23 protein-coding genes and 1 pseudogene are annotated in these 25568 nt (G+C 39.5%); 17 read left to right on the top strand and 7 right to left on the bottom strand.

From position 1 onward, the window contains the following. Positions 1 to 17: 17 nt before the first annotated feature. Both dnaN and dnaA read right to left on the bottom strand, forming a co-directional pair. The gene (dnaN, locus tag CYO89_RS07195; protein WP_103597789.1) at positions 18 to 1085 is read right to left on the bottom strand and encodes a DNA polymerase III subunit beta; all 1068 of its coding nucleotides are present in this window, start codon (positions 1083 to 1085) and stop codon (positions 18 to 20) included. 153 nt (positions 1086 to 1238) lie between these two features. Next, a complete protein-coding gene (gene dnaA, locus CYO89_RS07190) occupies positions 1239 to 2549 on the bottom strand; it encodes a chromosomal replication initiator protein DnaA (RefSeq protein ID WP_002940543.1) in 1311 nt (436 codons plus the stop codon). 122 nt (positions 2550 to 2671) lie between these two features. On the opposite strand from dnaA, the gene ruvC reads away from it, so the two are divergent. From ruvC to CYO89_RS07155, 8 genes and pseudogenes are all read left to right on the top strand, one after another. After that, positions 2672 to 3151, top strand: a complete 480-nt coding sequence (gene ruvC, locus CYO89_RS07185; RefSeq protein ID WP_087583362.1) for a crossover junction endodeoxyribonuclease RuvC — start codon at positions 2672 to 2674, stop codon at positions 3149 to 3151. Positions 3152 to 3167: 16 nt separating this feature from the next. Further along, positions 3168 to 3857 carry an MOSC domain-containing protein gene (locus CYO89_RS07180; RefSeq protein ID WP_103597788.1) on the top strand — a complete coding sequence of 230 codons (690 nt, stop codon included), beginning with the start codon at positions 3168 to 3170 and terminating at the stop codon, positions 3855 to 3857. A gap of 105 nt (positions 3858 to 3962) precedes the next feature. Then, positions 3963 to 4697 (top strand): annotated as a pseudogene (locus tag CYO89_RS10765) (cache domain-containing protein); the annotation flags it as partial. A 54-nt stretch (positions 4698 to 4751) separates the two neighbouring features. Beyond that, positions 4752 to 5888: a methyl-accepting chemotaxis protein gene (locus CYO89_RS10760; protein ID WP_430516211.1), complete on the top strand. Its 1137-nt coding sequence runs from the start codon at positions 4752 to 4754 to the stop codon at positions 5886 to 5888. 98 nt (positions 5889 to 5986) lie between these two features. Next, complete coding sequence (gene luxS, locus CYO89_RS07170) at positions 5987 to 6502, top strand: S-ribosylhomocysteine lyase (RefSeq protein ID WP_103597786.1); 516 nt, start codon at positions 5987 to 5989, stop codon at positions 6500 to 6502. 1 nt (position 6503) lies between these two features. Continuing rightward, the gene (locus CYO89_RS07165) at positions 6504 to 7610 is read left to right on the top strand and encodes a DNA adenine methylase (protein WP_103597785.1); all 1107 of its coding nucleotides are present in this window, start codon (positions 6504 to 6506) and stop codon (positions 7608 to 7610) included. 64 nt (positions 7611 to 7674) lie between these two features. Beyond that, a complete protein-coding gene (locus tag CYO89_RS07160) occupies positions 7675 to 7905 on the top strand; it encodes a hypothetical protein (RefSeq protein WP_021088739.1) in 231 nt (76 codons plus the stop codon). Continuing rightward, positions 7905 to 8180 (top strand): type II toxin-antitoxin system RelE/ParE family toxin, encoded by a 276-nt coding sequence (locus tag CYO89_RS07155; RefSeq protein WP_012140681.1) that lies wholly within the window; start codon positions 7905 to 7907, stop codon positions 8178 to 8180. The genes CYO89_RS07160 and CYO89_RS07155 overlap by 1 nt, the downstream gene beginning before the upstream one ends. A gap of 44 nt (positions 8181 to 8224) precedes the next feature. Here the strand turns inward: CYO89_RS07155 and thyX are convergent, their stop codons facing one another. From thyX to CYO89_RS07130, 5 genes are all read right to left on the bottom strand, one after another. Then, positions 8225 to 8851, bottom strand: a complete 627-nt coding sequence (thyX, locus tag CYO89_RS07150) for an FAD-dependent thymidylate synthase (RefSeq protein WP_103597784.1) — start codon at positions 8849 to 8851, stop codon at positions 8225 to 8227. An 89-nt stretch (positions 8852 to 8940) separates the two neighbouring features. After that, positions 8941 to 11385: a flagellar hook protein FlgE gene (gene flgE / locus CYO89_RS07145; RefSeq protein WP_103573372.1), complete on the bottom strand. Its 2445-nt coding sequence runs from the start codon at positions 11383 to 11385 to the stop codon at positions 8941 to 8943. Between the two features lie 87 nt (positions 11386 to 11472). After that, positions 11473 to 11769, bottom strand: a complete 297-nt coding sequence (locus CYO89_RS07140; RefSeq protein ID WP_103597783.1) for a type II toxin-antitoxin system RelE/ParE family toxin — start codon at positions 11767 to 11769, stop codon at positions 11473 to 11475. Position 11770: 1 nt separating this feature from the next. Beyond that, on the bottom strand, positions 11771 to 12022 hold the full coding sequence (locus CYO89_RS07135) for a hypothetical protein (RefSeq protein ID WP_103597782.1): 252 nt from the start codon (positions 12020 to 12022) through the stop codon (positions 11771 to 11773). A 44-nt stretch (positions 12023 to 12066) separates the two neighbouring features. After that, complete coding sequence (locus CYO89_RS07130) at positions 12067 to 13434, bottom strand: Na+/H+ antiporter NhaC family protein (RefSeq protein WP_103597781.1); 1368 nt, start codon at positions 13432 to 13434, stop codon at positions 12067 to 12069. A 119-nt stretch (positions 13435 to 13553) separates the two neighbouring features. Between CYO89_RS07130 and pyrE the strand changes: the two genes are divergently transcribed. The 9 genes from pyrE (at position 13554) to ccsA (ending at position 25560) form a co-directional block, all read left to right on the top strand. Continuing rightward, positions 13554 to 14162, top strand: coding sequence for an orotate phosphoribosyltransferase (gene pyrE / locus CYO89_RS07125; protein WP_103597780.1), 609 nt, complete (start codon positions 13554 to 13556; stop codon positions 14160 to 14162). 188 nt (positions 14163 to 14350) lie between these two features. Then, positions 14351 to 16063, top strand: a complete 1713-nt coding sequence (locus tag CYO89_RS07120; protein WP_410369144.1) for a methyl-accepting chemotaxis protein — start codon at positions 14351 to 14353, stop codon at positions 16061 to 16063. A 168-nt stretch (positions 16064 to 16231) separates the two neighbouring features. Beyond that, a complete protein-coding gene (locus CYO89_RS07115; RefSeq protein ID WP_103597778.1) occupies positions 16232 to 16921 on the top strand; it encodes a response regulator transcription factor in 690 nt (229 codons plus the stop codon). After that, a complete protein-coding gene (locus CYO89_RS07110) occupies positions 16911 to 18338 on the top strand; it encodes a c-type heme family protein (RefSeq protein WP_103597777.1) in 1428 nt (475 codons plus the stop codon). The genes CYO89_RS07115 and CYO89_RS07110 overlap by 11 nt, the downstream gene beginning before the upstream one ends. 95 nt (positions 18339 to 18433) lie before the next feature. After that, positions 18434 to 20500 carry a multiheme c-type cytochrome gene (locus CYO89_RS07105; RefSeq protein ID WP_021092629.1) on the top strand — a complete coding sequence of 689 codons (2067 nt, stop codon included), beginning with the start codon at positions 18434 to 18436 and terminating at the stop codon, positions 20498 to 20500. A gap of 44 nt (positions 20501 to 20544) precedes the next feature. Beyond that, positions 20545 to 21303, top strand: a complete 759-nt coding sequence (locus CYO89_RS07100; RefSeq protein ID WP_103597776.1) for an FKBP-type peptidyl-prolyl cis-trans isomerase — start codon at positions 20545 to 20547, stop codon at positions 21301 to 21303. 19 nt (positions 21304 to 21322) lie between these two features. Next, on the top strand, positions 21323 to 21994 hold the full coding sequence (locus tag CYO89_RS07095; protein ID WP_009295155.1) for a 4Fe-4S dicluster domain-containing protein: 672 nt from the start codon (positions 21323 to 21325) through the stop codon (positions 21992 to 21994). A 1-nt stretch (position 21995) separates the two neighbouring features. Then, the gene (gene nrfD / locus CYO89_RS07090; protein WP_103597775.1) at positions 21996 to 22925 is read left to right on the top strand and encodes an NrfD/PsrC family molybdoenzyme membrane anchor subunit; all 930 of its coding nucleotides are present in this window, start codon (positions 21996 to 21998) and stop codon (positions 22923 to 22925) included. Positions 22926 to 22941: 16 nt separating this feature from the next. Then, entirely contained in the window at positions 22942 to 25560 is a 2619-nt protein-coding gene (ccsA, locus tag CYO89_RS07085) for a cytochrome c biogenesis protein (RefSeq protein ID WP_103597774.1), read from the top strand. The last annotated feature ends 8 nt before the right edge of the window (positions 25561 to 25568 follow it).

Raw genomic sequence — 25568 nt, 5'->3', positions numbered from 1 at the left:
CATAAACCTTTTTTAACTTATATATTTAATGGACTTATAACCGTTAAAAGCTCTTTTGAGCTAACAACGAAAGGTAAATTTTTATCTTTAAATCCAAACTCAAATTTCTCATCTTCTATGCTTTGTAAGAAGTCTATTAAATTTCTATTTTTTACATTTATGCTGATATCTTCTTCAAGTCCTGTTTGAAACTCTATCATCGTTTTGGCTTCAGAGTTGTCCTCTATGATGCTCTCAAACGTGATGCTCTCTTTTGAAAAAGTTATCTTCATCTGATCGCTTAGCATAGAAATAGTCTTGATACCCTCAACCATCTTATCTCTGCTTAGCTCAAATCTTATAGCGATATCTTTTGGTATAACACGCTCATAGTCAGGGAATTTGCCGTTTATCAGCTTTGTGAAAAACTCAAAATTTTGGCTTTGAGCGATGAGGACGTTTTCATCATAGTAAATTTCTATCTTGTCGAAAAATAGCTTTTGAATTTCATTTATCGCTTTTTTAGGGATGATTAGTGAAAACTCATTGCTCGCTTCATTTGCAAATTTAAATACAGCTAGCCTTTTTGTATCGGTACCTACTATATTTATATAGTTTTGTTTTATGTCTAGTAAAGCGCCATTTAGCTCAAATTTAGGGTTGTTGCTATCGATGCATGGCAAAATTTTCTTTAAGCTTCTGCCTAGCATTATGGCGTCTATGTCAAATTTAGCCTTGCCATCTATCGTTGGAAACTCTGGGAAGTCTTCAAATTTATACATTGGAAGTTTGTATTTTGAGTTTTTTTGCTTGATGTAAAGATAGTTATTAACAGTTTCAAGCGTTACCTCTTCATCTTTTAGGCTTTTGATAATGTCAAGTAGCTTTTTACCATTAGCAGTTGCATAGCCCTCATCAACGATCTTTACGTTGCTTAGTTTATATGCTAGTCCTATCTCATGATCAGTCGCTTTTATGTTTAAAACTCCATCTTTTGCAGAGATATAGATGTGAGAAGTGATAGCACTAAGATCTCTTTTTTCGAGATATGGATTAGTGTTTGTTACTATGCTCTCAAGCATGTTTTTGTTTATTAAAACCTTCATTAAATACTCCCTCTTATTTTTAATTTTCTTTTTGTTGTATTAGTTGGTAGCGTGAAAGTGTGAAAACCATCTTTTCTCACGCCAGCATCGTTATTTAAAATGTGAAAAGAATTTTTCATTTCTTCACATTTATTCACGAATTTCATTCTGTTTTTATCCTTTTGTTAAAATTTTGTTCTTTATCTCAGTCACTCTGAGGTTGAAAATTTCGTTGCTCTCCATGAGCTCGTTTATCTTTTTTATATTGTGACTAACGGCGCTATGGTCTTTCATACCAAAATAGTTTGCTATCTGCGGCATCGAATTTGTAGTAAGCATCTTTGCAAGGTAGATGATGATGCGTCTAGCCTCGACGATGTTTTGCACTCTTGACTTGCTTTTTATGTCGCTTGGCTTGATATTTAGCTCTTTGCTCACGATCTCTATAATGGTCTCTAAATTTATATTTTCATGCTTCTCTTTGATGAGATCTTTTAGTGTGTTTTTGGCAAATTCAAGCGTTATCTCAACTCTCATCAAGCTTGCATAGGCGTTTAAATTTATGATAGCGCCCTCGATCTCACGGATATTATCGCCCATATTTGTAGCGATGTAGTCGATGACCTCTTTGTTTAGATAAATTTTGTCAAATTCACATTTTTTGATGATGATAGCTATCTTTGTATCAAGCTCAGGTGGCGTGATATCAGCCATTATGCTTTGTTCAAACCTAGACTTTAGCCTCTCATCAAAGCCTTTTAGTATCTTTGCTGGGCGGTCTGAGGTCATGACGATCTGACCTTTTTTGGCGATGAGCTCGTTAAAGGTGTTGAAAAACTCCTCTTGAATTTTATCGGTTTTACCTAGAAACTGCACGTCGTCTATTAGTAAAACGTCGCAGTTTCGGTACTTTTCACGAAATTTAGTCATCGAGTGGCTATTTAGATGCGTGGTAAAATCAATCATAAACTGATCACTCGTCACGCAGATGACGACCTTACCTTGATCTAGGCAGTAGTTGCCAACTGACTGAAGCAAGTGCGTCTTACCAAGGCCAGTTGTGCCATAGATAAAAAGTGGGTTGTAAAGCACGCCAGGTTTGTCCGCGACTGCTTTTGCGTTTAGAAATGCAAACTGATTTGAGTCGCCGCAGACAAAATTTTCAAATGTATATCCAGGGTTTAAAATGCTACTTTGCGCCTTGATCTGCTTTACATTTACTTGGTTTTGCTTTATGTTTTTTAGCTTTGTTTGGCTAGTTATCTCGACTTCTGGCTTTTTGCCGGTTTTTACTTCATAAAGGTAGGCGATCTTTTCAGCGTATCTAGTTTTTATAAATTTAGCCATCAACTCACTCGTGGCGTTAAAAACTATAAAATCTTCGTTTGAAGCCTTTTCGTTAAATTTTAATTGTTTGATGTAGCAGTCAAATTCATTAGCGGATATTTTTGTCTGTAAAAGCTCTAAAATCTCGTCTGCTAGCAAATTTAAACCCTTTTGAAGTAATTAATTTTATTAGCGATTTTATCTTAAATTTAATAAAACCTTTGTTAAACTCCGACAAACTTTTTCACGGCGTGAAAAAGTCGTGAAAAAGTATTGAAAAGATTGTGATGAAAATTTTAGGAATCGACCCAGGCACTAAAAATTGCGGTTACGCGATACTTGAAAAGAGTAAATTTAAAACTATACTTCTTGAAGCTGGGCTTATAAAGATAAAGCCAAACACACTTCAATACCAAATAACAGAACTTTGCGAGGGGCTTGATCTCATCTTTAAAAACCATAAATTTGACGAGGTCGCGATAGAGGACATCTTCTTTGCCTACAACCCAAAAACGGTCTTAAAGCTCGCTCAGTTTCGTGGGGCACTTAGTCTTAAAATTTTGCAGCTTCATGGCGACTTTGCCGAGTATACGCCGCTTCAAGTAAAAAAAACTGTCACTGGCAAGGCAAAGGCTGACAAAGAGCAGGTGGCATTTATGGTGAAGAAAATTTTAGGTATAAATAAAGAGATAAAACCGCTTGATATCACCGATGCTATCGCGATCGCGCTAACTCACGCGAATAATTTAAGAATAAACTAAATTTGATAGGAAAAATATGGCAACACTAAAAGCTTTACTAATAGGAGATGTGAAAAACTACGGTTCGCAAAACGCAACTGATAAGCTAAATTTACCTTGGAGCTCAGCTATTTTTAAAGTAGCTCAAAATGGCGAAATTTTCGCAAATGAGCTTGGCTTTGAGGGCGATAGCGTCGCTGATACGAAGCATCACGGTGGCCCTGAAAAGGCTGTTTTTGCAAATTCGTTTGCAAACTATGCCGAGTGGGGGAGCTTTTTAGGATTAAAAAATATGGCTTATGGTGCGATGGGAGAGAATTTATGTATTGATGGGTTTGATGAGAGCTGCGTCTATGTGGGCGATATCCATAAGATCGGCTCGCTTGTGCTTCAAGTCTCGCAGCCTAGAAAGCCATGCTTTAAGCTCTCAAAAAGATGGGGCAATGAAAATATGGCAACTCACATCTTTGAAACAGGTCTTACTGGCTGGTACTACCGCGTCCTTACACCAGGCTCATGCAAAGCAGGCGACGCGATAGAGGTTATAGAGAGTGACCCAGTTCATATGAGCATTTTAGAGATAAATAGGCTCTTTTACGCGCCAAATGAAAATTTAAATTTACTTGAGAAATTTAACGCCCTCACCACTCTTACAAATGGCTGGCATGATGATATGAAAAGACGCATCGAGGGAATTTACAGCACTGAATTTATGAGAACACTATAAACATTTATACTTTTGCTCCGATTTTGTTTTACAAATAAATTTCAAACAAAATTTAAAGGAGCAGAGGTGTTTCGTTCTATCACAAATAAGATAGCACTCGCCTTGATGGTTTTACTCATCATCTCGTTTTGCGCTATCTCGGCGGTTAGTTATTTTACTTCAAAGGACAAGATCGTTGAACTTGTCAGTGGCAAAGAGGATCAAGTCCTTAAAGATATAAAGAGTGTTGCAAATACTTTTTTTGATGAAAATTTAGAGTATATCAAGAAAATTTCATCAGCAGTTGAAGACGCTCAAAGTGGCGATGAGATAATGAACTTTGTCTTATTAGAAAAAAAGGTCGCAAACTCTGCGGTGAAATATGTCTATTACGGCGATGAGGACGGACACTTCTTTCAGTCAGATGGTAAAAGAACAACCGTAGCTGACAACTACGACCCAAGAACTAGAGGCTGGTATAAGAGCACAAAAGAGAAAAATAAAGAAATTTATACCGAGCCAAGGGTCACTTCTACAAACGATCTTGTTATGAGTTTTACTGCTCCTGTTACTAAAAATGGTAAATTTGTTGGCGTTGTTGGTATAGATATAGATGTAAAGAAAGTTAGTGACAAGATCATCGAGATAGGCAACACTGGCGATGGTGGATATGCCTATATAATGAAAAAAGATGGCACTATGCTCTTTTCTGACGTAGCTTCAGAAGTTGGCACTATCTTACCAGCTACAAAGGTCGTCTCAGAAAAATATGCCAATAAAGAATTTGACGAAAATGGTCTTATCTCATATAAAAACTCTAAAGACCAAGATGTGACGGCTAAAATTTTACCTATCAACGATGATGGCTGGCTAGCAACCGTTGCCATAGGTGCGGATACATTTTCAAAGCATACTATGCCTATCTTAAAAGCGCAGCTAACCCTTGCTGTGGTATTTATAGTAATACTTTCAGCCATTGTATTTTTCCTACTAAAACGCTCGCTTAAACCTATCAGCGTTATCCAAGAGAAGCTCTCTGATACATTTAAATTTATCACCTATGAGAGCAGCACTGCCCCAAGCAAGCTAGATATCCACACTACTGATGAATTTGGCGTGATGAGCGAGGAGATAAACAAAAACATAGACAAAGTCATAGCTGGCATCAAAAAAGATAACACCATGCTTGAAGAGCTAAATGTAGCTGCAAATAACATGATAAGAGGAAATTTAGGCGTCAAACTAAGTGAGAATCCAAATAACCCATCACTTATCAAGCTAAAAGATCTGCTAAACACTTTCTTTAGCTCTATCAGTCAAAATTTAGGTAGCGTCATAAATATCCTAAAAGCCTACTCAAATAATGACTACACCGCTAAGATCGAGCTAAGAGATGACATAGAGGCTGATCTAAAAGCTATGATGGTTGGCATAAATAATGCAGGAGACGCTATAAGCGCTATGCTAAATAGCAACCTAAATCAAGCTCAAATCTTAGAAGAAAAAGCAACTATGCTTGCTGAGTCTATGAGAAATTTAACTGATGGTGCGAGCAAACAAGCTGACTCTATCCAAGAGAGCGCGGCTGCGGTTGAGCAGATGAGTAGCTCGATGAATGCTATCTCACAAAAGACAGGAGATGTCATAAGACAAAGTGAAGAGATCAAAAACATCATCGTCATCATCCGTGACATCGCTGATCAGACAAATTTACTAGCTCTAAATGCCGCCATAGAAGCTGCTCGTGCAGGAGAGCATGGACGTGGCTTTGCGGTCGTGGCCGATGAGGTTAGAAAACTAGCTGAAAGGACACAAAAAAGTCTAGGCGAGATCGAGGCAAATACAAATGTGCTAGCTCAATCAATAAACGAGATGAGTGAGAGCATAAAAGAGCAAGCTGAGGGCATAAATATGATAAATAGAAGTGTCGCTCAAATAGATAATGTCACAAAAGAAAATAGAAGCGTCGTTAGTAACACAAATGAAGTAACTAGCGAGATAGACAGCATGGCAAAGGTCATACTAACAGACGTTAGAAAAAATAAATTTTAATACCCAAAAATACTACTAGGCTCATGTAAATTTACGTGGGCCTTTAAATTTTTAAATCTTTTTTACGCTAAAATTACCAAAAATTTAAAGGAGAATATATGCCACTACTTGATAGTTTTTGCGTAGATCATGTGAAGATGAAAGCCCCAGGAGTTAGACTAGCAAAGAGCATGAAGACCCCAAAGGGCGATGATATCAGCGTTTTTGACTTGAGATTTTGCAAGCCGAATGAGGAAATTTTGCCAGAAAAAGGCACTCACACTTTAGAGCACCTATTTGCTGGTTTTATGAGAAACCATTTAAATGGCAACGGCGTGGAGATCATAGACATCTCACCGATGGGCTGTAGGACTGGCTTTTATATGAGTGTGATCGGCACACCTAGCGAAGAAGCTGTAAAAAAGGCATGGCTAGCCTCTATGAATGATATCTTAGAAGTCAAAGATCAAGATAAAATCCCAGAGCTAAATAAATTTCAATGTGGCACTTACAAGATGCACTCACTTGATGAAGCGCACGCCATAGCAAAGAAAATTCTAGATCAGGGTCTAGTTATCATAAATAACGAAGAGATCAAACTCGATCTTGACGCTATGGGACTAAAAAAGCACTGATTTGAAGCCAGCTAAACAAGAAAATCAAGCCTATCTAAAAGAGCAAATTTTAACCTATCTTGGTAACAAACGCTCTCTTTTAGGCTTTATCGAGCGAGGCGTAAAATACGCAAAAGACGAGCTTAAAAAAGAGAAGCTTAGCTGCTGCGACCTCTTTAGTGGAAGCGGAGTGGTGGCTAGGTTTTTAAAGCAAAATAGCGAATTTCTAGTCGCAAACGACTTGGAGCTTTATAGCTTCATCACAAACTCATGCTACCTGCAAAACGCCACAAATGAGCTAAGAGATGAGATAAATTTCTGGCAAAAAAAGCTTGAAAAAGAGATAGAAAAGAGCCTTTCTGAGGGCTTTATAACAAGGCTTTATGCCCCGCAAGATGACGAAAATATAGCTTTTGGCGAGCGGGTCTTTTACACAAGAAAAAATGCCAAATTCATCGACACTGCAAGAAGGCTCATAGATGAGATGTTGCCAGAGGAGATGAGAAAATTTTTCATAGCTCCACTACTTTATAATGCAAGCGTTCATGCAAATACGAGTGGAATTTTTAAAGGTTTTCATAAAAATAAAGAGGGCATCGGTCAGTTTGGTGGCAGGGGGCAAAATGCCATCTCAAGGATCACTTCTGATATAAATTTGACTAAGCCTATTTTTTCAAATTTCAGCGTGCCATTTGAGGTCTATCAAAAGGACGCAAATTTACTGGCAAAAGAGCTTGATGGCCTTGATCTAGTCTATCTTGACCCACCTTATAACCAGCATCCATACGGCTCAAACTACTTCATGCTAAATCTCATCGCAAGCTATGAGGAGCCAAGTAAAATTTCAAAGGTTTCAGGTATCGCAAAGGACTGGAACAGGTCAGTTTTTAATAAAAAATCATCAGCAAGCGAGGCATTTTTCGAGCTGATAGCAAATTTAAAGGCTAAATTTGTGCTCATCTCGTTTAACTCAGAGGGCTTTATCAACCAAGATGAATTTGACAAAAACCTAAATAAAATGGGCAAAGTTCATCTACTTCGCCAAAAGTATAATGCCTACCGTGGCAGCAGAAATTTAAAAGCTAGAAACATCCACGTAGACGAACTTCTTTACGTTTTGAAAAAGTAAATTTAGACAAAAACACAATAAAACAAAAAATGATATAATCCCCAAAAAAACAAAAAGGCATACTATGCAAACAATAACAATAATAGGCGATAACATCAGTCAAAAAGCTATTGAGGCATTTAAAGCGATGGCACAAGCTATGGATCCAAAATATAAGATAAAGTATGTCAATAGTTCAAAAGAGCAAGAGATACCGACAGAGCAGACACTACTTGATCTAAAAAACGCAAAAAGTGTTGGATTTTACAAAAATCATGATGACTTGATCAATGAAATAAAACAAGAAAATCATTGATGAGAATTTTAGAAATTTTTAGCACTTATAAAAAGGATTTGAAGTTAGTTTTAAAGCAAGGATGGGATGAAAAAGCGATTTCAAAGGTGGTTTTTCAACTACAAAATGATGAAAAATTAGCTGATGATTTAAAAGATCATCAGCTTACTGGAAGTTTGAAAGAATTTAGAGAGTGCCACGTTTTTGGAGATTTGGTAATAATTTATCAAAGAGATGATGAAATTTTAAAGCTTTTTAAAATAGGCAGGCACCAAGATATTTTTAAAAGATATTAGAACACTTTTTAAATTTATACTTTGGTATTGCTTTGCACTTCATTTTAACCCTCATCATCTGGCAAGCACTTCTCAAAGATAAATTTATGCTCATTTGGCAAGGCATCGTAGATAGCATTTGCTAAATTTCTTATCTCCCAAAGGGCTGACTTTGAGCTTCTTAGAGAGATGAAATTTTGCAAGCTTCTAGCGTTTATGCTCCATGTAAGCTCAGTTTTATAGCACTCTGGCAAGCAGTATTTAACTATATCAAGGCTTTTTGTAGTTGAAGCTAAAATTTCACGTAAATTTTCAAGCGCTTTTATGCTCGCGTTATCGACCATTTCGTCATTTGTTAGCACGATAAATTTAGCCGCACGCTCAAACTGCCCTACTTCAAATTTCTCCTCTTTTTTTAGCTCTTTTAGCGTGTAGCGGGTTGATTTGACGCTTAGGCTTGCTAAGCGGTGGCGGGCTAGCTCCTGAAGTAGTGCGCGCGAGATGCCTTGGATGTAGAAGTTGTAGTAAAGATGCTCTAGTGTTGATGCGTGTTTAAATTTATTACCCACTCTGTCTATCAGCTCGACATCTTTTTCGCCGCCATTATCGCCTTTTTCAAAGCTTTGCCAGCATGTGCGGATCGCGTGAGAGCAGATATTTAGTGGGGTGTGATTTAGAAGTGTTACTTGCATATTTTCTCTTTTTGTGAATTTTTTTAGCATTTTACAAAAAGAAGCCTGATTTTATTTGTAAATTTAAAAGGGAGCGAGCGCCCCCTTTATTATTGTTTTAGTTGAAGAAGTGTGTTTAGCATCTCATCACTTGTTGTGATCGTTTTTGAGTTTGCTTGAAAGCCTCTTTGGATGACGATAAGATCTGTTAGCGCACGGCTTAGATCGACGTTACTAGCTTCTAGTTTTGAAGCTGCGATCGTTCCTTTATCGCCTGTGCCTGCTGCGCCGATGACTGCTTCGCCTGAGTTTGCAGTTTGTGAAAAGACGTTTCCGCCCTCACTTTGAAGACCCTCGTTGTTTGTAAAGCTAGCAAGTGCCACTTGAGCTAGACCAAAGCTTTGTCCGTTTGTAAAAGCACCGATGATAGTGCCGGTCTCATCGATCTTTAGGTCATTTAGTGTGCCACCTGTGTAGCCATCTTGTGAGATAGACTCAGTTGAAGAGTCTTTATCAAAGCTTGTTAGTCCGTTAAAGTCTGTTCCCAAGCCAAAATTTAAACTAACATTTTGGCCGCTTTGTGAGCCGTTGTTAGCTGAAAATGTTATCGTAGCTGGGTGAAAACTTGCAAGTGAGCCGTTTGAGTTAAATCTCAATGAGCCAGTTACGACGTTATCTGGACCCTCGCCTGTGTAGTTTATCTTAGCAGGTTCTGGCACTTGGATGATCATATTCCACTCTGTACCACCATCTGTTGTAGTGCCTGTCTTTGCCCATCTGATACTAACTGTGTGTTTTGAGCCAAGTGAGTCAAAAATTTCAGCCGTTGAGCCGTGGCTTGACATCATCATCTTACCACTTGCTCTTAGTGCTTGACCTGGGCTTAGTGCGCCATCAAGTGCTTTCATGATATTTGTAAAGCGAACGTTTTCATTGACTGCTGCGTTATTTGTGCCTTGAGCTGGTTTTGTAAGACCAGTTGTGGTCATATAAAGTGCTTGATCAGCCATTTCGTTTGTAGGGTTTTCTAGTTGAAATTGACCTAGTTTATTTACAGTGATCTTTACGCCGTCGTTTGTATCATCTCCAGCTGCTGCTTGAAGTGCTGCGATACCGGCTGCGTGTTTTTGATCAGGTGTGCCTGCTGCTGCTGCATAAGCGTTGTTATATGCTAGTGCATAAGCTGGATTTGTTATAGCTGCGCCACCTGTACCTGGAGCTACCTTGTGAGCAGCAGTTGCAAGTTTTGCTGCATCAAGTGCGTCAGAATTTGCATTGATCTGACCATCGCCGTTATAATCAACGTGGTTTCTAGCATCCTCTTGCATAGCAGCGCGAAGATCTTCTGTTGTTGTTATTTGTCTTGCGATTTTGTCGTTGTTTGGATGAACAGCTGTTGTTTGTGAGCTTGTATAGACATATTGATAAGCTGTGATGATATCTTTACTAGCTAGACCGCCAACTGTGTTTCCAGCATTTACTGTTAGGTGGATGTTTTTTGTCTCTTCAGTTGTACCTGAGTTGTTTCTGTTTATAAGTGTTAGTTTGTTGCCCTCTGAAATTTCAGCTCTAACGCCAGTTTTATTGTACTGAGCGTTGATAGCAGCGGCAACGTCACTGATACTTGTCATCGTGCCAGCTTGAGTTTTGATATTTTGTCCATTTAGTGTTATATCAAGTGTAGCTGGTGGGTTGATCTGACCGATGTTTTGTGCTAGAGCGCTACCTACGCTAAATTTTTCAGTCTTAGCATTTGCGTAGCTTACCCAGATACCTTGTCCATCTCTTAGTGCAAGTCCGTTTCCAAGCTCGTCAAATGTAACACCAAGATCGACGCCACGCTCTGTTAAAATTTGCTCGTTTCTTGAGTTTGTATAAAATTCGTCGTTGTTTGTATCATTTTCGTTGTGAACTTCGTTGGCATTTAAAATTCCATCATTATTGTAGTCACGTCCGCCTGCAACTGAGTCAAGTGCATATATAGGTGTGCTTCTTTGACCGATGCTGTTACCTGAGTCAAGATTGCCTTTTATTTTAACTTCTGTTGTCGCTCTTGCTGGAGTTGTAAGACCTTCTTTGATGACGATGTTGCTTATAGGGCCTGTTGAGTCGATAGTGCCAGTCTCATCATCTCTAGTCCAGCCTTGAACGATGTAGCCGCTATTATTTACGAAGTTACCAGCCTTATCACGGACGAAGTCGCCATTTCTTGTATAGTATCTTGTCGTTCCGCCATCTGGAGAGACGACAAAGAAGCCATTTCCTTGAAGAGCAAGGTCAGTTTGCTTATCAGTGGCTGTTAGTGTGCCTTGTGAGAAAATTCTTGTAGTTGAGTTTATAGTCGTTCCTAGACCTATTTGCATAGCGTTTTGACCGCCTAGCTGACCTTGTGGAGCGGTAGCAACTCTTGGAGTTTGGCTTAGTATATCAGCAAAATTTGCTCGGTTGTATTTAAAACCATAAGTATTGACGTTTGCGATATTGTTGCCTTCTACGTCCATGGCTATCTGGTGGGCTTGTAGGCCTGAAACACCAGACCAAAGTGATCTCATCATGAGCTTATCCTTTTTCTCGTTTTAAAATTTTTTATGATCTTTCTAAAGCAAAAGATGTTCCAAAATTTATATCGGCAAAAATAATAGTTACTGAGGATATTTTAAATTTGGTAGATTGTGTTTATAGATTGATATGATAGTGATAGTCTGTTCGCTCTCTTCTATAACGAATACAACAACATATCCCTTGAAGATCAAGTCTCTTACTTGAGTATCTTTCATAGTTAGGTTTTCTCTGTAAGAGTATGGTCTTTCAGGGATTTTTATGATTTCGTTTTTTAGACTATCGCGAAAGGTATATGCACGATCCTTGCTATCTTGTTTTATGAATTTTAATATCTCTTTTAAATTCTCTTTAAAATCTTCTGTAAAAAGAATTTTCATCTTAAATTTTGCCTTCTATTATGGCATCGGTTTCAGCGATAATATCATCAAGAGTGCAATATTTAAGCTCGCCACGTCTATGTTTTGCGATCAGCTCTTTCAAATTTTGTTCATTTTCTTTATTTATATAGTAGTCGTTATAATCTACAAATTCAACCCTTGCATGAGGGTTTATTCGTTTTATCTCTTGAACCGCTTTTTGTAAAATTTGAGCTATCTGTGGTGTCTCTTCGGTAACTAGCATACCTATCATTTTTACTCCTTACATAATTTTGGTTGTTTTTTATCTATCATAATTTATCCAAGTATCATGGCTCCTACGACGCCACCGATGATAAGTGGGATGTTAAAAAATACAAATGTAGGCACGCAAGTATCATATATGTGGTTGTGCTCACCATCAGCGTTTAGACCGCTCGTTGGTCCAAGTGTGCTGTCGCTTGCTGGGCTTCCAGCGTCGCCTAGAGCTGCTGCTATACCAACTAGCAAGATGATAGCTGGCACGCCAAAGCCAAGGCTAAGACAAAGTGGCACGTAGATAGAGGCTAAGATAGGGATAGTACCAAAGCTAGTGCCTATGCCCATCGTGACTAAAAGTCCGATAAGTAACATCAAAAATGCTCCGCCTATCTTGCCGCCAGATACCAAACTAGCGTATTTTACAAGCTCGTCTATACCGCCACTCTCTCTTAAAATGGTGCCATACCCTGCAGCAACAAGCATAATAAATGCGATAAAGCCCATCATAGCAAGGCCATTATCCATGATCTTATCTACTTTTTTGTATTCGATGCCTCCAAAAACGACCATGACTAAAAGTCCAAGTAACGCGCCAAGTGGCAAGAGTGAAGTGTAAATTTGCACGACAAAGGCGACAACTGCACCAGCTAAGACCGCCCACTCTTTTTTAGTCATCTCAAGGCTTTTTGCGCGCTCGATCTCATCAAGTTCAGCCTTTTCAAATTTAGAAGTTTTATAAATCCTTTTTTTACTATAAAAAAGTATGGCTAAGATGAGCCCCACAAACATCGAAGCCCCACCTATCCACATGACTGATGAGATGTCTGAGATGGTTGTATTTATGCCGTTGTTTGCTAGCTCTTTTTTAAGGATATTGTGAAAAAGCAGACCAAAGCCAACGCTAATGCTCACATAAGGCGCTTGCAGTCCAAATGTAAGAGCGCAAGCCACCGCACGTCTATCTATGCCCATTTTGTTCATAAGAGCAAGAAGTGGCGGGATCAAGATAGGTATGAAGGCTATATGAACTGGGATCAAGTTTTGAGACAAACAAGCGATAAACGCGATAGTTAGCGTAAAAATGACCTTATTTGAGCTAAGAAATTTACTCATTGCATTTATCAAAATGGCTGTTAAATTTGTATTTGCGATGGCAGCTGCAAGAGCACCTAGCAAGATGTAACTAAGCGATGTCTCAAGGTTGCCTTGCATGCCGCTTATAAGGCTTTGCGTGGTCTCTTTTAAGGCCGTAAAAAAGCTCTCAAAACCGCTTGCCAAACCACTTTCAAATCCACTAAAACCATGCTTATACATGACACCAGCAACAAGGGCTGAGATAAGGATAGAAAGCAGGATGTTAAAGCGCAGCAAACATAGCACCGTCATCACCAAAATGCTAAAAACAACAGGGTTAAAGAGAAGCATGAGTGTCCTTTTTGTATGAGTGCAAGAATTATACAAGCGTGGGGCTTATTAAATTTTAAAAAGAGTGGCTTAAGTGGGTATGTGTTAAGATTTTTGGCAAATTTTAAAAGGAAAAAGCGATGGATTTAGAGAAAATTTATAAGGATGCTGGGGCGTATTTAGAGGGGCACTTTTTGCTAAGTAGTGGCAACCACTCGCAGTTTTATCTGCAAAGTGCAAAGGTGCTTGAAGATCCTGCTCTTGCAGCAAAGCTAGCAGATGAGCTAGCGCGTGTGATAGAGAAATTTGGCATTAAATTTGATAGTGTTTGTTCTCCTGCACTTGGTGGAATTTTAGCTGGATATGAGCTAGCTCGTGCGGCGAAAAAGCGTTTTATATTTACAGAGCGCGTTGATAGGGTGATGAGCTTAAGGCGCGGCTTTGAAGTTAAAAAGGGCGAGAAATTTATAGTCTGTGAGGACATCATAACAACTGGTGGCTCAGCGCTTGAAGCAGCCCACGTGATAGAGAGCCTTGGTGGCGAGGTGGTTGGCTTTGCGGCACTTGCAAACCGCGGATTTTGCAAGGTTTCAAATTTAGGCAATGAAGCTAAGGCAAATGCAAAACTGCCAAGTGACAAGCCATTTTTTGCTTTAGGGAATTTTGAATTTGAAATTTACGAGCCAGAGCACTGTCCGCTTTGCAAGAGTGGTAGTAAGGCGATTAAGCCTGGAAGCAGAGGCAACTAAATTTTATAAAATTTTATCACTCAAAGCTTAAGATAGTAATATTTGTAACTTATTCGTTATTTTGGGCTTTGAATAAATTCTCTCATCAAATTTATTCTTTTTTTCTTAAATTTCAAAAGTTAATTTATAATTAAGATTTGAATGTATAAAATGGCACGTAAATTTTTAGGAGATCCCAAAATGCAAGGATGTGTGCTATGAAAATATCTACAAAGATAATTCTCACTTTTGTTTTTTCAGTTTTACTTGTCAGCTGTTTGCTCATCTTTTTAAATAGCAAATTTTCAAGCGATCTAACTCAGTTTTTCACCCATAAGTCCTACGACGAGCTGGTAAATGCCAGAAAAGAAAATTTAAAAGATGACGTTGAGACGATTAATCAAATGATGCGTGAAATTTATAATGGCGGCAAAGAAAAAGGGCTAAGCGACGATGAGATAAAACAAGAAATTTTTAGAGTCGTCTCAAAGCTAAAATTCTTTAGCGACAAGACCGGCTATATCTTCATCTACGACTACGACGGCGTTGTTTTGATGCACCCTGAAAAGCCATCGCTTGTGGGTAAAAATTTAATCGGCTTAAAAGATCCAAAAGGGCTACTTCTTATAAAAGAGCTCATCGAAAAGGCTAAACAAGGCGGTGGCTTTGTCACATTTGGCTGGGCGAAAAAAGAGGGCGAGGAGCCAGTGGAGAAGCTTGGCTATGCTGCAAATTTTGAGCCATATAAGTGGATGCTAGGAAGTGGCGTATATGTCGATGACTTGGCTGATGAGATAGAAAAGACAAAGGTCGTGTTAAACGAGCAAAACAGCCAAAATACAAAAACATTTATCATCGCTTGTGCCCTGATCACGGTTGTTTTGATAGCTGTCGTGCTATTTATCTTAAGTAGGGCGATCATCAAACCTATAAAAAATATCGTTGCAAATTTAACCGAGATGTCAGATGAGATAAAAAGTGGCAAGGGCGATCTTACTAAAAAGCTTGAAGTTAGTGGCAAAGATGAAATTTCAAACATCAAAAGCTCGATAAATGACCTAACAAGCGAGCTAAGATCAGTGATAGAGAGTGTTAAAGGCCTAGCGCATGAGAACTCTTCTATCGCCGAGCAGCTCTCCTCAACCTCAGCTCAAACCACAAATTTAACCAACAAATCTTCTCTAATCGTCACAGATACGACAAATATGGCAAAAACCATGTCAGAAGAGATAAAAAGCTCATTTGAAGAGGCTAAGAAGAGCAAAGAAAATCTTGAAAGAACCTGTCTATACATAAATGAAGTCTCAAACGATGTTTTGGGACTTAGTAAAAATGTAGATGAGGCTGCAAATAGCGAAATTTCACTTGCTAGCTCGATGAAGAGCCTAGCTGATCAAGCTAAAAATGTAAAAGATGTCTTAAATATCATTGATGACATCGCTGATCAGACAAATTTACTTGCCCTAAATGCCGCCATAGAAGCAGCGCGCGCAGGTGAGCACGGACGTGGCTTTGCAGTCGTGGCTGATGAGGTTAGACAGCTAGCTGAACGCACGCAAAATAGCCTAAGCGAGATAAATGCAACTATAAATTTAATCGTTGAAGCGATCTCAAACTCAAGCCATACCATCGGCGATAATGCCAAAAAAGCTGGCGAGCTTTGCAAAAAATCAGCCCAGATAAATGAAAAAATAGAAAATATGAATCTGCTAATGAACGAGACTGTTAGCTTAAATGAGACCTCTACGAGGGATTATATAGAGACTGGAAATAAGGTCGAAGAGCTGATAAAAGGCATCGTAAATATCGATGAAATTTCAAAACAAAACTCAAAAAGTATGGATGAAATCTCACTTGCAGCTGCTCATCTTTCAAAGATGACTGATAATCTAAACACTAGCCTTTCAAAATTTAGAACCTGATAAATTTAGCCAAATATTTGGCTAAATTTAATTTTATCTTTTAACTTCTTTGCTTAAGTAGTGAGCCGATTTTTTACTTTAAGCTTACGATTATGATGTAAATTTATGAAATAGTTTTTATTTTGTGTTATTTAAGTCGGCTTTTTGGCTTAAGAGATGAGATGACGTATGCAAGAGTATGATATTTTAGATGTTTTATCAAACAAAAAGGTTCTTTGCTTAGAGGATGAAGAGGCGATTTTGCGAAATATCTGCGCTTCGCTGGAGCTATTTTTTGCTGAGGTTAAAGGCGTCACAGACGGCTTTGATGCGCTTGAGCTTTCAATGAGCGGGGCGTATGACGCGCTAGTGCTTGATATCAGCGTGCCAAACATCGATGGTCTTGAGATCGCTAAAAAAGTAAGAGCTATCAATCAAAAAATCCCTATCGTGATATTATCTAGCCACGTCGAGCAAGAGTATCTGTGGCGCGCGGTTGAGCTAAAGATCACAAGATATCTTGCAAAACCATACGATAAAAAATCTTTTGTTAAAGCGCTTGAAGATGTGGCTTTTGAGCTAGTTGGACGCACACCAACTATCAGGCTAAATGACGAGCTTGAGTATGATTTTGGCAAAAAAGCGCTTTACGTAAATGGCGAAATTTCTCATCTAAGCAAGAGCGAGAGCAAGCTTTTGGAGTACTTTTTAAACAACAAAAACAAAACTATCACTTATGAGCAAATTTTTGACTACATCTGGGACTACGAGCAGCCGACAAAAGAGGCGATAAAGACCATCGTAAAAGAGCTTAGAAGAAAGCTTGGCAAAGATGTGATCAAAAATTTATACGGCGTGGGCTACCTTTGTGAGATATAAATTTCAGCTAATTGTCGGTGCTTTTATCTTTGTCTATCTGCTAGTTTCAGCGCTTGTTTTAAATTTCTACAACGATCTTGCGATGAAAGACGCCAAAAAAGAGGCGTATTATGTTTTAGAGGGCATAAATTCTGTAAGAGAGTACATCGCTGGAGTTCAGCGCCCACTAATCGAGCAGTTAAAAGAGCAGGGCATCTTAAAAGAGGACTTTTTTGACGAGAGACTTTTGTCATCTTCATATATAAGCCGTGAAATTTACAATATCCAAAAGAAAAAATACAACCTTGAATTTGACTACAAGCTAGTTGCCATCGCTCCACTAAATAAAGCCCATCAGCCAAATGAATTTGAAGCTGGCGTCTTGCACGGCTTTAAAGAGAATAAATTTAAAGAATTTGTAAAGATAATAAAAGATGAAAATGGCTCACAGCTCTTTGTGGGTCTGCCTATAAAAAACCAAAGTCCAAGCTGTCTAGCCTGTCATAGCAGCGCAAATGCCCCACAACAAATGCTAGAAAAATACGGCATGGAGGGCATAGAGATCCCAGACGTGAACGAAACGGTCGCGATGATCTCGTTTAAGATACCAATCCGCGCCATTTTTACCTACCACTTGCAAGAGGTCATCGTCATAATGAGCGCTATAACGCTTATCTTTGGGCTATTTTTGCTACTTGTTTATAAGATGCATAGGCGAGGCGAGGAGAGCAAAAAGCAGACTGAGCAGCTGATGATACATCAAAGCCGCCTAGCCTCTATGGGCGAGATGATAGGCAATATCTCGCACCAGTGGAAGCAGCCACTAGCACAGATAAGCTCAGCTTTGATAAATTTAGAGCTTTACCAGGAGAGAAAAAAGCTTGATGAAGCGAAAATTTATGAGTTTATAGAAGAGACAAGCAAGCAGATAAATTTCATGTCAGAAACCGTTGATGACTTTAAAAATTTCTTTAGTCCAAATACCTTGAGAAAAGAATTTAAGGTGCTTGAAGTGATAAATCAAACGATAAAAATTTTAAACGCAACGCTTAAAAAGTATCAGATCGAAGTGCAGTTAGACGTGAGAGAAAATTTTGAACTGTTTGCAAATTTCAATGAGATAATCCAAATTCTAATAAATATCATAAACAACGCCAAAGACGCATTTAAGCAAAGCTACACAAAGCCAAGAGTGATAAAGATAAGCGCCTTTTTAAAAGATAATCGCAAGAATTTGTGCGTGCAAAATAACGCAGGAGCGATAAAAAATTCATTTTTAAAGGTTATTTTTGAGCCACACTTTAGCACAAAAGAGAGTGGTAGTGGGCTTGGGCTATATATGAGCCGCCTTATCGCTCGCAAAAACAACGCCCTAATCTTTGCTAAAAATGTGGATGAAAACCACGTTGCATTTACAATTAGTTTCGAAAATTTATAATTTGTTAATTTTCCCCCTTTTCTGCCCTTTTTTGGTGTTAAGATTATCAGTATGAAATCATTTTGATTTTAGGATAAAAATTCAAAGGAGGAGACGTGAGAAACTTACACAAAGCCTTAGCAGGCTTACTCATGGGTGTTAGTATCTTTGCTTCACAAGCCTGTTGCGAAGAGCATAATATGCAGATGTCCGATAAAGCACGTGATGTTATCGCAAATCCTAAAGGCACACTGCAAAGTAGAGGTGTTGTCTCCTTGCAAGACTACGTCGTAGAAGAGCAAGAGATGTATAACTGGCTATTTAAAAACCACCCTATTTTTACAAAGTATGGTGGCAAAACCGTCGGCAAAATGGTCGTTCATGACCGCGGCTTAGAGTGGCTTGCCGAGGGACATGGCTTTGATATGTCAAAGCTTAGTAAAAGAGATGGTGGTAAGGGCTATAGCTCTATGATGTATAGAATTCCAGCCACCTCATCACTTCAGTTTCCTAATAAATTTGTAGGACCAGAAAAGTGCGGTGAGTGTCACCCAGCTCAGTATGAGGTCTGGAGCAGATCTCGCCACGCAACTACTATGCGCTTCCCTGGCGAGCACCCAGAGGTCAATAACAACCTAACTGAGCCAGTATTTGACAAAGATACCGCTTCTATCCTACCAAAAGGTATCACTCCAGATGTTATCTACGCAACCGTTGGTCACTTAAGAACCAAGATGGGCTACGTCGATGCATGGCTACTTCGTGGTACTTACTACGTTGAGGGTGGTTTGCTAAGAGATGGCACAGGTCAGATCGTAGCTGGCGGTAACCAATGGCAAAGAACATGGGCGTTAAATTTAGACGACGCAACTGTTAAAAAGATAAAAGAGCTTGTCCCAGAATTTCCTGGCACGCTTGAAGAGTATGGCGATAATGGCGGATATGTCAGAGGTCTAGCCTCATACGCCGCAAAACATAAAAAATCGATGTTTTTCCAAGCAAACTCATCATATTGCGAGGTTTGCCACCCAGTTAAATTTGACTTTAAGTCAAAAGCAGAATTTTACGCAGCACTTGGTAATGCCAAAGAGCTTCAAAAACACACTATCTCAAAAGGCGTAAGCTGTGAGGAGTGCCACGGAGCTGGCGGTCACCTTGATGGAGCTACAAATTTTAGAACATCAAACTGCGAACGCTGTCACCAAAGATTTAACTTTAGCCCAGATCTAATGCGAGCTAATCCGCTTAACAACGGCAAGCTTGATCTCTCACTTAGCTCTAAATTTAAATCAATGGGACCAGGATGCGGCTCAGAAGGCTCTCAATCATACTTTACCGCTCACTACGATAAAGGTATGAGATGCGTCACTTGCCACGATCCACACGACAACACAGGTCCAGTTGTAGGCGATAAGAGCGTAACTGGCATGAACTACAACCCAGATCAAGGCTATCTAAGTGCGTTCTACACTAAACCAAAGATCAAAAAAGATTGTAAAGATTGTCACGAGACTCAAGCATATATCGCATCAAAAGCAGATACACACAAAAACAACACTTGTGCATCTTGCCACATGCCATTTATGATGAGCTGCGAGAATTTCTACGCTGTTCAGTTCCAAGACAACGCTGGCTTTGATACTCAAAGACGCTCTCACATCTGGAAGATCATGGTCGATCCAAAAGAGAAATCTCTAGTCCCAGGCGACGCTGCTAAAGGTCCAAGAGATGCTAAAGATTGGCACTTTGAGAGAGATAAAAATGGCCACAACTATGTTGATTTGATGTGGGCATGTGCTAGAACATCTTGGGCTGATAAAGATATGAAAGATAATAAAGGCTGCCATAGCCCAGTGCTATCTGAGCTAAAACCAACACTTCACTTCAAAAACCAAAAACAAGTTTATGATGAGGTTATGGGATGGCAAACTCCAGTTAAAAATGAATTCTCAGAGGTCAAAATAGGCATCGAGGGAATTTACTCACTACTAGAGACTAAAAAGCTAGATCCAAGTGATAAAGCAAGAGTTTATGAGCTTGTCCAAAACGCTCAAGAGATCATCGACATGGTCGAAAAAGATGGTTCGTGGGGTATGCACGGATTTAAATTTACTAAACAAAGACTAGATGCATCTAAAGAGTATATAAAAGAAGCTCAGAGAATTCTAAACAAAAATTTATAGCATTTAGGGGCTAGTTTTAGCCCCTTTAATCTTAAGGGTTTGAAATGAAAAATGGGTTTTTAAAATGTTCGCTACTTCTTAGCCTAAGCGTGGCTAGCCTCTTAGCAAATGTCGATACAAACGACTCTTATGCCATAGGCGCAACAAGTGGTGGATATGTTTTAAAAGGACTGCTAGATCAAAAGCAACTAGGTGTTGGCTATGACACTGATGCAGTGATAAAAGGCTTTAGCGACGCGCTAAAGAGCGAGCTAAAACTAAGTGATGATGAGATAGCAAAGCTACTAAACAAAAGAGCTGAAAGCTTAGAGAAGATAGTAAAAGAAAAAGAGGCAGCCAAGCTAAAAGAGAATTTAGCCCAAGGCAAAGCCTATATGGAAAAAAATGCAAAAAACAAAAATGTAAAAACAACAAAATCAAATTTACAATATGAGATCATAAAAGGTGGCTCAAAAGGGGCTACACCAAAGCCTGAGAGCATCATCATAGTAAATTATAAAGCAAGCTTTGTCGATGGCAAGGTCTTTGACGAGACAAAAGAGGCTCCAGCTCATCTTTCGATGCTAAATTTGATCCCTGGACTTGAAGAGGGACTTATGCTTATGAAAGAGGGCGAGAAGTTTAAATTTGTCATCCCGCCTGAGCTTGCATACGGCGATAGCGGCATGGAGGGGATACCTGGTGGCGAGACTATCGTTTTTGAGATAGAGCTTATTAAGGTCTTAAAGCCTAGCGAACTAGCTGAGGCAGCAAGAAAAATTCATGAAAAAGAGCAAAATGAGGGCATTAAAAAGCCTCATTAAGGCATAAATGGAGTTAAAAATGCAAAATCAAAATAGCAGAAGAGCCTTTTTTAAACGCATGGCAGTTGTGGCTGCTGGTGCTAGCGTGGCAAGTAGTGGTTTTGCTTTTAAGAGTGAAGAGAGTGCGAAAAAACCACATTTTGGCATGATATTTGACCAAAACAAATGCGTCGGCTGCACGGACTGCGAAGTGGCATGTAGAAAGGTAAATTTAGTCCCAAAAGGGCAGATGAGACTTTTTGTAGAGGATAAGACTGATCCAAAGAATTTGCTCGATAAAAGATATGTAAGAGTATCTTGTCAGCAGTGTGAGGATGCGCCTTGCGTGGCTGTTTGCCCAACAAAGGCCTGTCACAAGGACATAAAAACTGGCATCCAAACTACAAACATAGATGACTGCATCGCCTGTAAATACTGCATCGTAGCCTGTCCTTACGACGTGAGATATATCGATAAAGTCAATCACTCAGCCCAAAGCTGTAACTTCTGCATAGATACAAATTTAAAGGATAAAAAAGATCCAGCCTGCGTCGAGGCGTGCAGATATGAGGCTTTGGTCTTTGGCGATTTAAATGATGAGAGCTCGCACATTAGCCAGCTTTTAGCTGTCAAAGATAGCATAAGACTAAGAGCAGAACTTGGCACAAAACCAAGCCTTAGATATATTCCTAAAGTAAAAGCGGGGGTGTAAGATGGATGGTGCATTAAATTTCACTGCGACATTTTCGCACGCAGTTGAGTGGGGCTGGCCGATCGCTGTTTATCTTTTGCTAGCTGGTATGAGTGGCGGAGCGCTAATAGCTGCCATAGTTCTAAAGCGCTACAAAAGGCAAGATGGCTTTAGTCCATTTTTCAAGGCTGCTTCGCTTTTGGCCTTTGTTAGCATCATGCTTGGTATGGTTTGCTTGATAGCTGACCTTGAAAAGCCACTTTTGTTTTGGAAAATTTTGATCAACTACAACTTCACATCGGTTATGTCTATCGGTGTAGCAGGACTTTGCGTGTTTATACCGCTTAGCTTTTTGATGTGTCTATACGCTTTTAATGCGGAGTTAAAGTCATTTTGCGGCTTTTTTGATGGCGTGATGAAAATTTTATCGCCACTTTATCCGCTTTTAAGTGCGCTTTGCCTGCTTTTTGCGGTTATCATTTGCGCATATACAGGCTTTTTGATCTCGGTGCTCATTAGATTTCCACTTTTAAACACCGCCGTTTTACCAGCGCTTTTCATAGCTTCAGGGCTTAGTGCTGGCATAAGTGGTAGCAGCTTGATAGCGGCACTATTTTTCAAAGAAGATCCACACTCAAGCGACCTTGGCTCGCTTCATGGCGTGGAGTTTTACGTCTTATGCGCTGAAATTTTACTCATTTTAATGCTTTTTGTATCGCTTTTGCTTGGCTCAAGCTATCAGCAAGGCGCAGCAGTTGCATTTTATAGTGGCGTTTGGGCTAAATTCTTCTGGCTTGGGGTTGTTTTAGTTGGCTTTATCTTGCCTCTTGTTTTAAATTTCGCACTTGGCAAGATGAAATTTAGCTTCTACCTTGGCTCATTTGCAGCAGTCGTTGGCGTTTTATTGCTTAGGGTTTTTATACTTTATGCAGGACAGACTTATAGCATTTAAGGCTTAAGGGCAGGTGATGAAAATTTTAAACATTTATCGCTTGTCTTTAATATTATTATTTATCCTTGCTTTTGGTGCAGGGGCGGCGACCTTTTTGGAAAATTTTTATGACACACAGACGGCTAGAGTGCTTGTTTATGAAGCGCTCTGGTACGAGTGCGTCATGGCAGCTTGTGCCATTTGTTTAGCCATTAGCATCGTAAAAACCAAGATGTATAAGAAATTTGGTGCATTTTTGATACATCTTGCTTTTATTCTGATCTTCATCGGTGCTGCGCTTACAAGATACTTTGGCGAAGAGGGCGTTATGCATCTTAGAGTGGGCGAGAGTGGCAGCTATATGCAAAGCACAAAGCCATATTTGAGAGTGCAAATTTCAAATGAAAGTTTTGAATATCCACTAAGACTTAGTCTGCTTGGCAAAAACGACTTTCGCTTCAAAAAAGATATAAATGGCAAAGAATTTGAGATAAAGATAACTGGCTACAAAAAAGATGAGAAAAACGCTCCAGCCACGCTTAGCATAGAGGCTGGCTTTGCTGGGCAAAAGAGCAAGAGCGCCAAGCTAAAAGGTGGCGCTGGATACGATCTTGAGCCAAGCATTTTAAGCTTTGACGGGCAAGAGGCGAAATTTTACTTTAGCTCAAGGGCGATAAATTTACCATTTTCGCTAAGGCTTGATAAATTTATCCTAGAGCGCTACACAGGGCTAAATAGCCCATCATCTTACACGAGCAGGGTAAATATCGCAGGCAGCGAGCATGAAATTTCACTAAATCACCCACTAAGCATCATGGGCTATAAAATTTTTCAGTCATCATACGATGCTGACGAGCTTGGAAGCGCCTTTGAGATCAGCTTTGATCCTGGCAAAGTGCCAACTTACATCGGATATTTTCTGCTTTGTCTTGGCTTTGTGGGAAATTTATTTAGCAAAAAGAGCCGATTTTTTAGACTTTGTAACTTCATAAAAGGCACGCAGTTTGCATTTTTAGCCCTGCTTTTACTAAATGCTACGCCAAATTTCGCAAGCGATGAGGCTACAAATTTTAAAGCTCACGCAGATAAATTTGCCAAAATTTTAGTTCAAACTGATAGCAGGATCGCCCCAGCTAGCTCTTACACAAGGGCAGTTCTTAGCAAAATTTCAACCAAAACCACGCTCTTTGGGCTTAGTAGCGATGAGCTGATGCTCTCTTTTGCCATCTCGCCACAAGAGTGGATGGATAAAAAGATAGTAAAGATCACGAGCGAGCGTGTGGGCGAGCTTCTTGGCGTTAGCGAGAAATTTGCTAGCTTTAATGACGTTTTTAACGAAAATGGCGAGTATAAGTTGGCTAAATTTGTAGAAGCTGCCAATGAAAAATCCGCCTCAAAAAGAGATAAATTTGATAGCGATGTCATTAAATTTGATGAGAGGCTAAATGTCTTATACCTTGCGCTAAAGGGTGAAATTTTAAAATTTATCCCCGCTAAAAATGGTAAAGCGATCACGTGGCTAGGCGTAAATGAAGCATTTATCAAAGATGAAATTTCAAACGAGTTTAAAAGCGTTTTAGGCGCTTACATAGAAAATTTAAGCCTTTGCGTAAAAAGTGGCGAGTGCGCGGGCGCCGATAAGAGCTTGGAGCAAATTTCAAGCTATCAAAGAAGCACTCTAGGCTATCTTGCGCCAAGCGAGGCAAAGGCCAGCATTGAAGTGCTTTATAACCAAATGGAGATATTTAAATTTCTTATCTATTTTTACATGATCCTAGCTCTTGCTTCGCTTGCCCTTGGCTTTTATAGGATATTTTTTGGGAGAAAATTTAGATTTGAAAGAGCGCTTAGCCTTGCATTTTTCACTGCCTTTGCGGTGCATGCTCTAAATTTAGCCCTACGCGCTTACATCTCAGGTCACGCACCTTGGAGTGATGCTTATGAGAGTTTAGTCTATATCTCGCTTATAAGCGTGCTAGCTGGAGTGCTATTTTTCAAGCATCAAAGCTTCGCACTAGGCGCTGCTTCGCTCTTTGCAAGTGTTAGCTTGCTCGTTGCTCATCTAAATTTTATAAACCCACAGATAACAAATTTAGTCCCAGTTTTAAAGTCATTTTGGCTTAGCGTGCATGTAAGCGTCATCACAGCAAGCTACGGCTTTTTGGGCTTTGGCTTTGTGCTAGGTCTTGTGGGACTTATATTAATGGCTCTAAAAAATGACAAAAACGAGCAAAAGCTTAGCGAGCAGATAAGATACCTAGCTGCCACCGACGAGCTAAGCCTCATCATAGGTCTTAGCTTGCTAACTATCGGAAATTTCTTAGGCGGCGTCTGGGCGAATGAGAGCTGGGGCAGATACTGGGGCTGGGACAGCAAAGAGAGCTGGTCATACATCACGATCATCGTCTATGCCATAGTGCTTCATCTAAGATTTATACCAAAGCTAAGGGGCGTTTTTGCCTTTTTAACAGCTAGCGTGCTATCATTTGCTTCGGTGCTTTTTACATATTTTGGAGTAAATTTCTATCTTAGCGGGCTTCACTCATACGCAAATGGCGAAAGCTTTGGCGTTTCTGGGCTGATATATTTGATCTTAGCGGCTCTTGCCTTGCTGATCGCCCTAGCCTACCGCGGCAGAGATATAAAAGTAGTTTAGGAGATATG

The organism is Campylobacter concisus (genome assembly GCF_002913765.1).
GTDB classification, from domain to species: Bacteria; Campylobacterota; Campylobacteria; order Campylobacterales; family Campylobacteraceae; genus Campylobacter_A; species Campylobacter_A concisus_BB.
The sequence above is the reverse complement of the archived record's forward strand: the minus strand, read 5'-3'. Positions and strand labels throughout refer to the sequence as shown.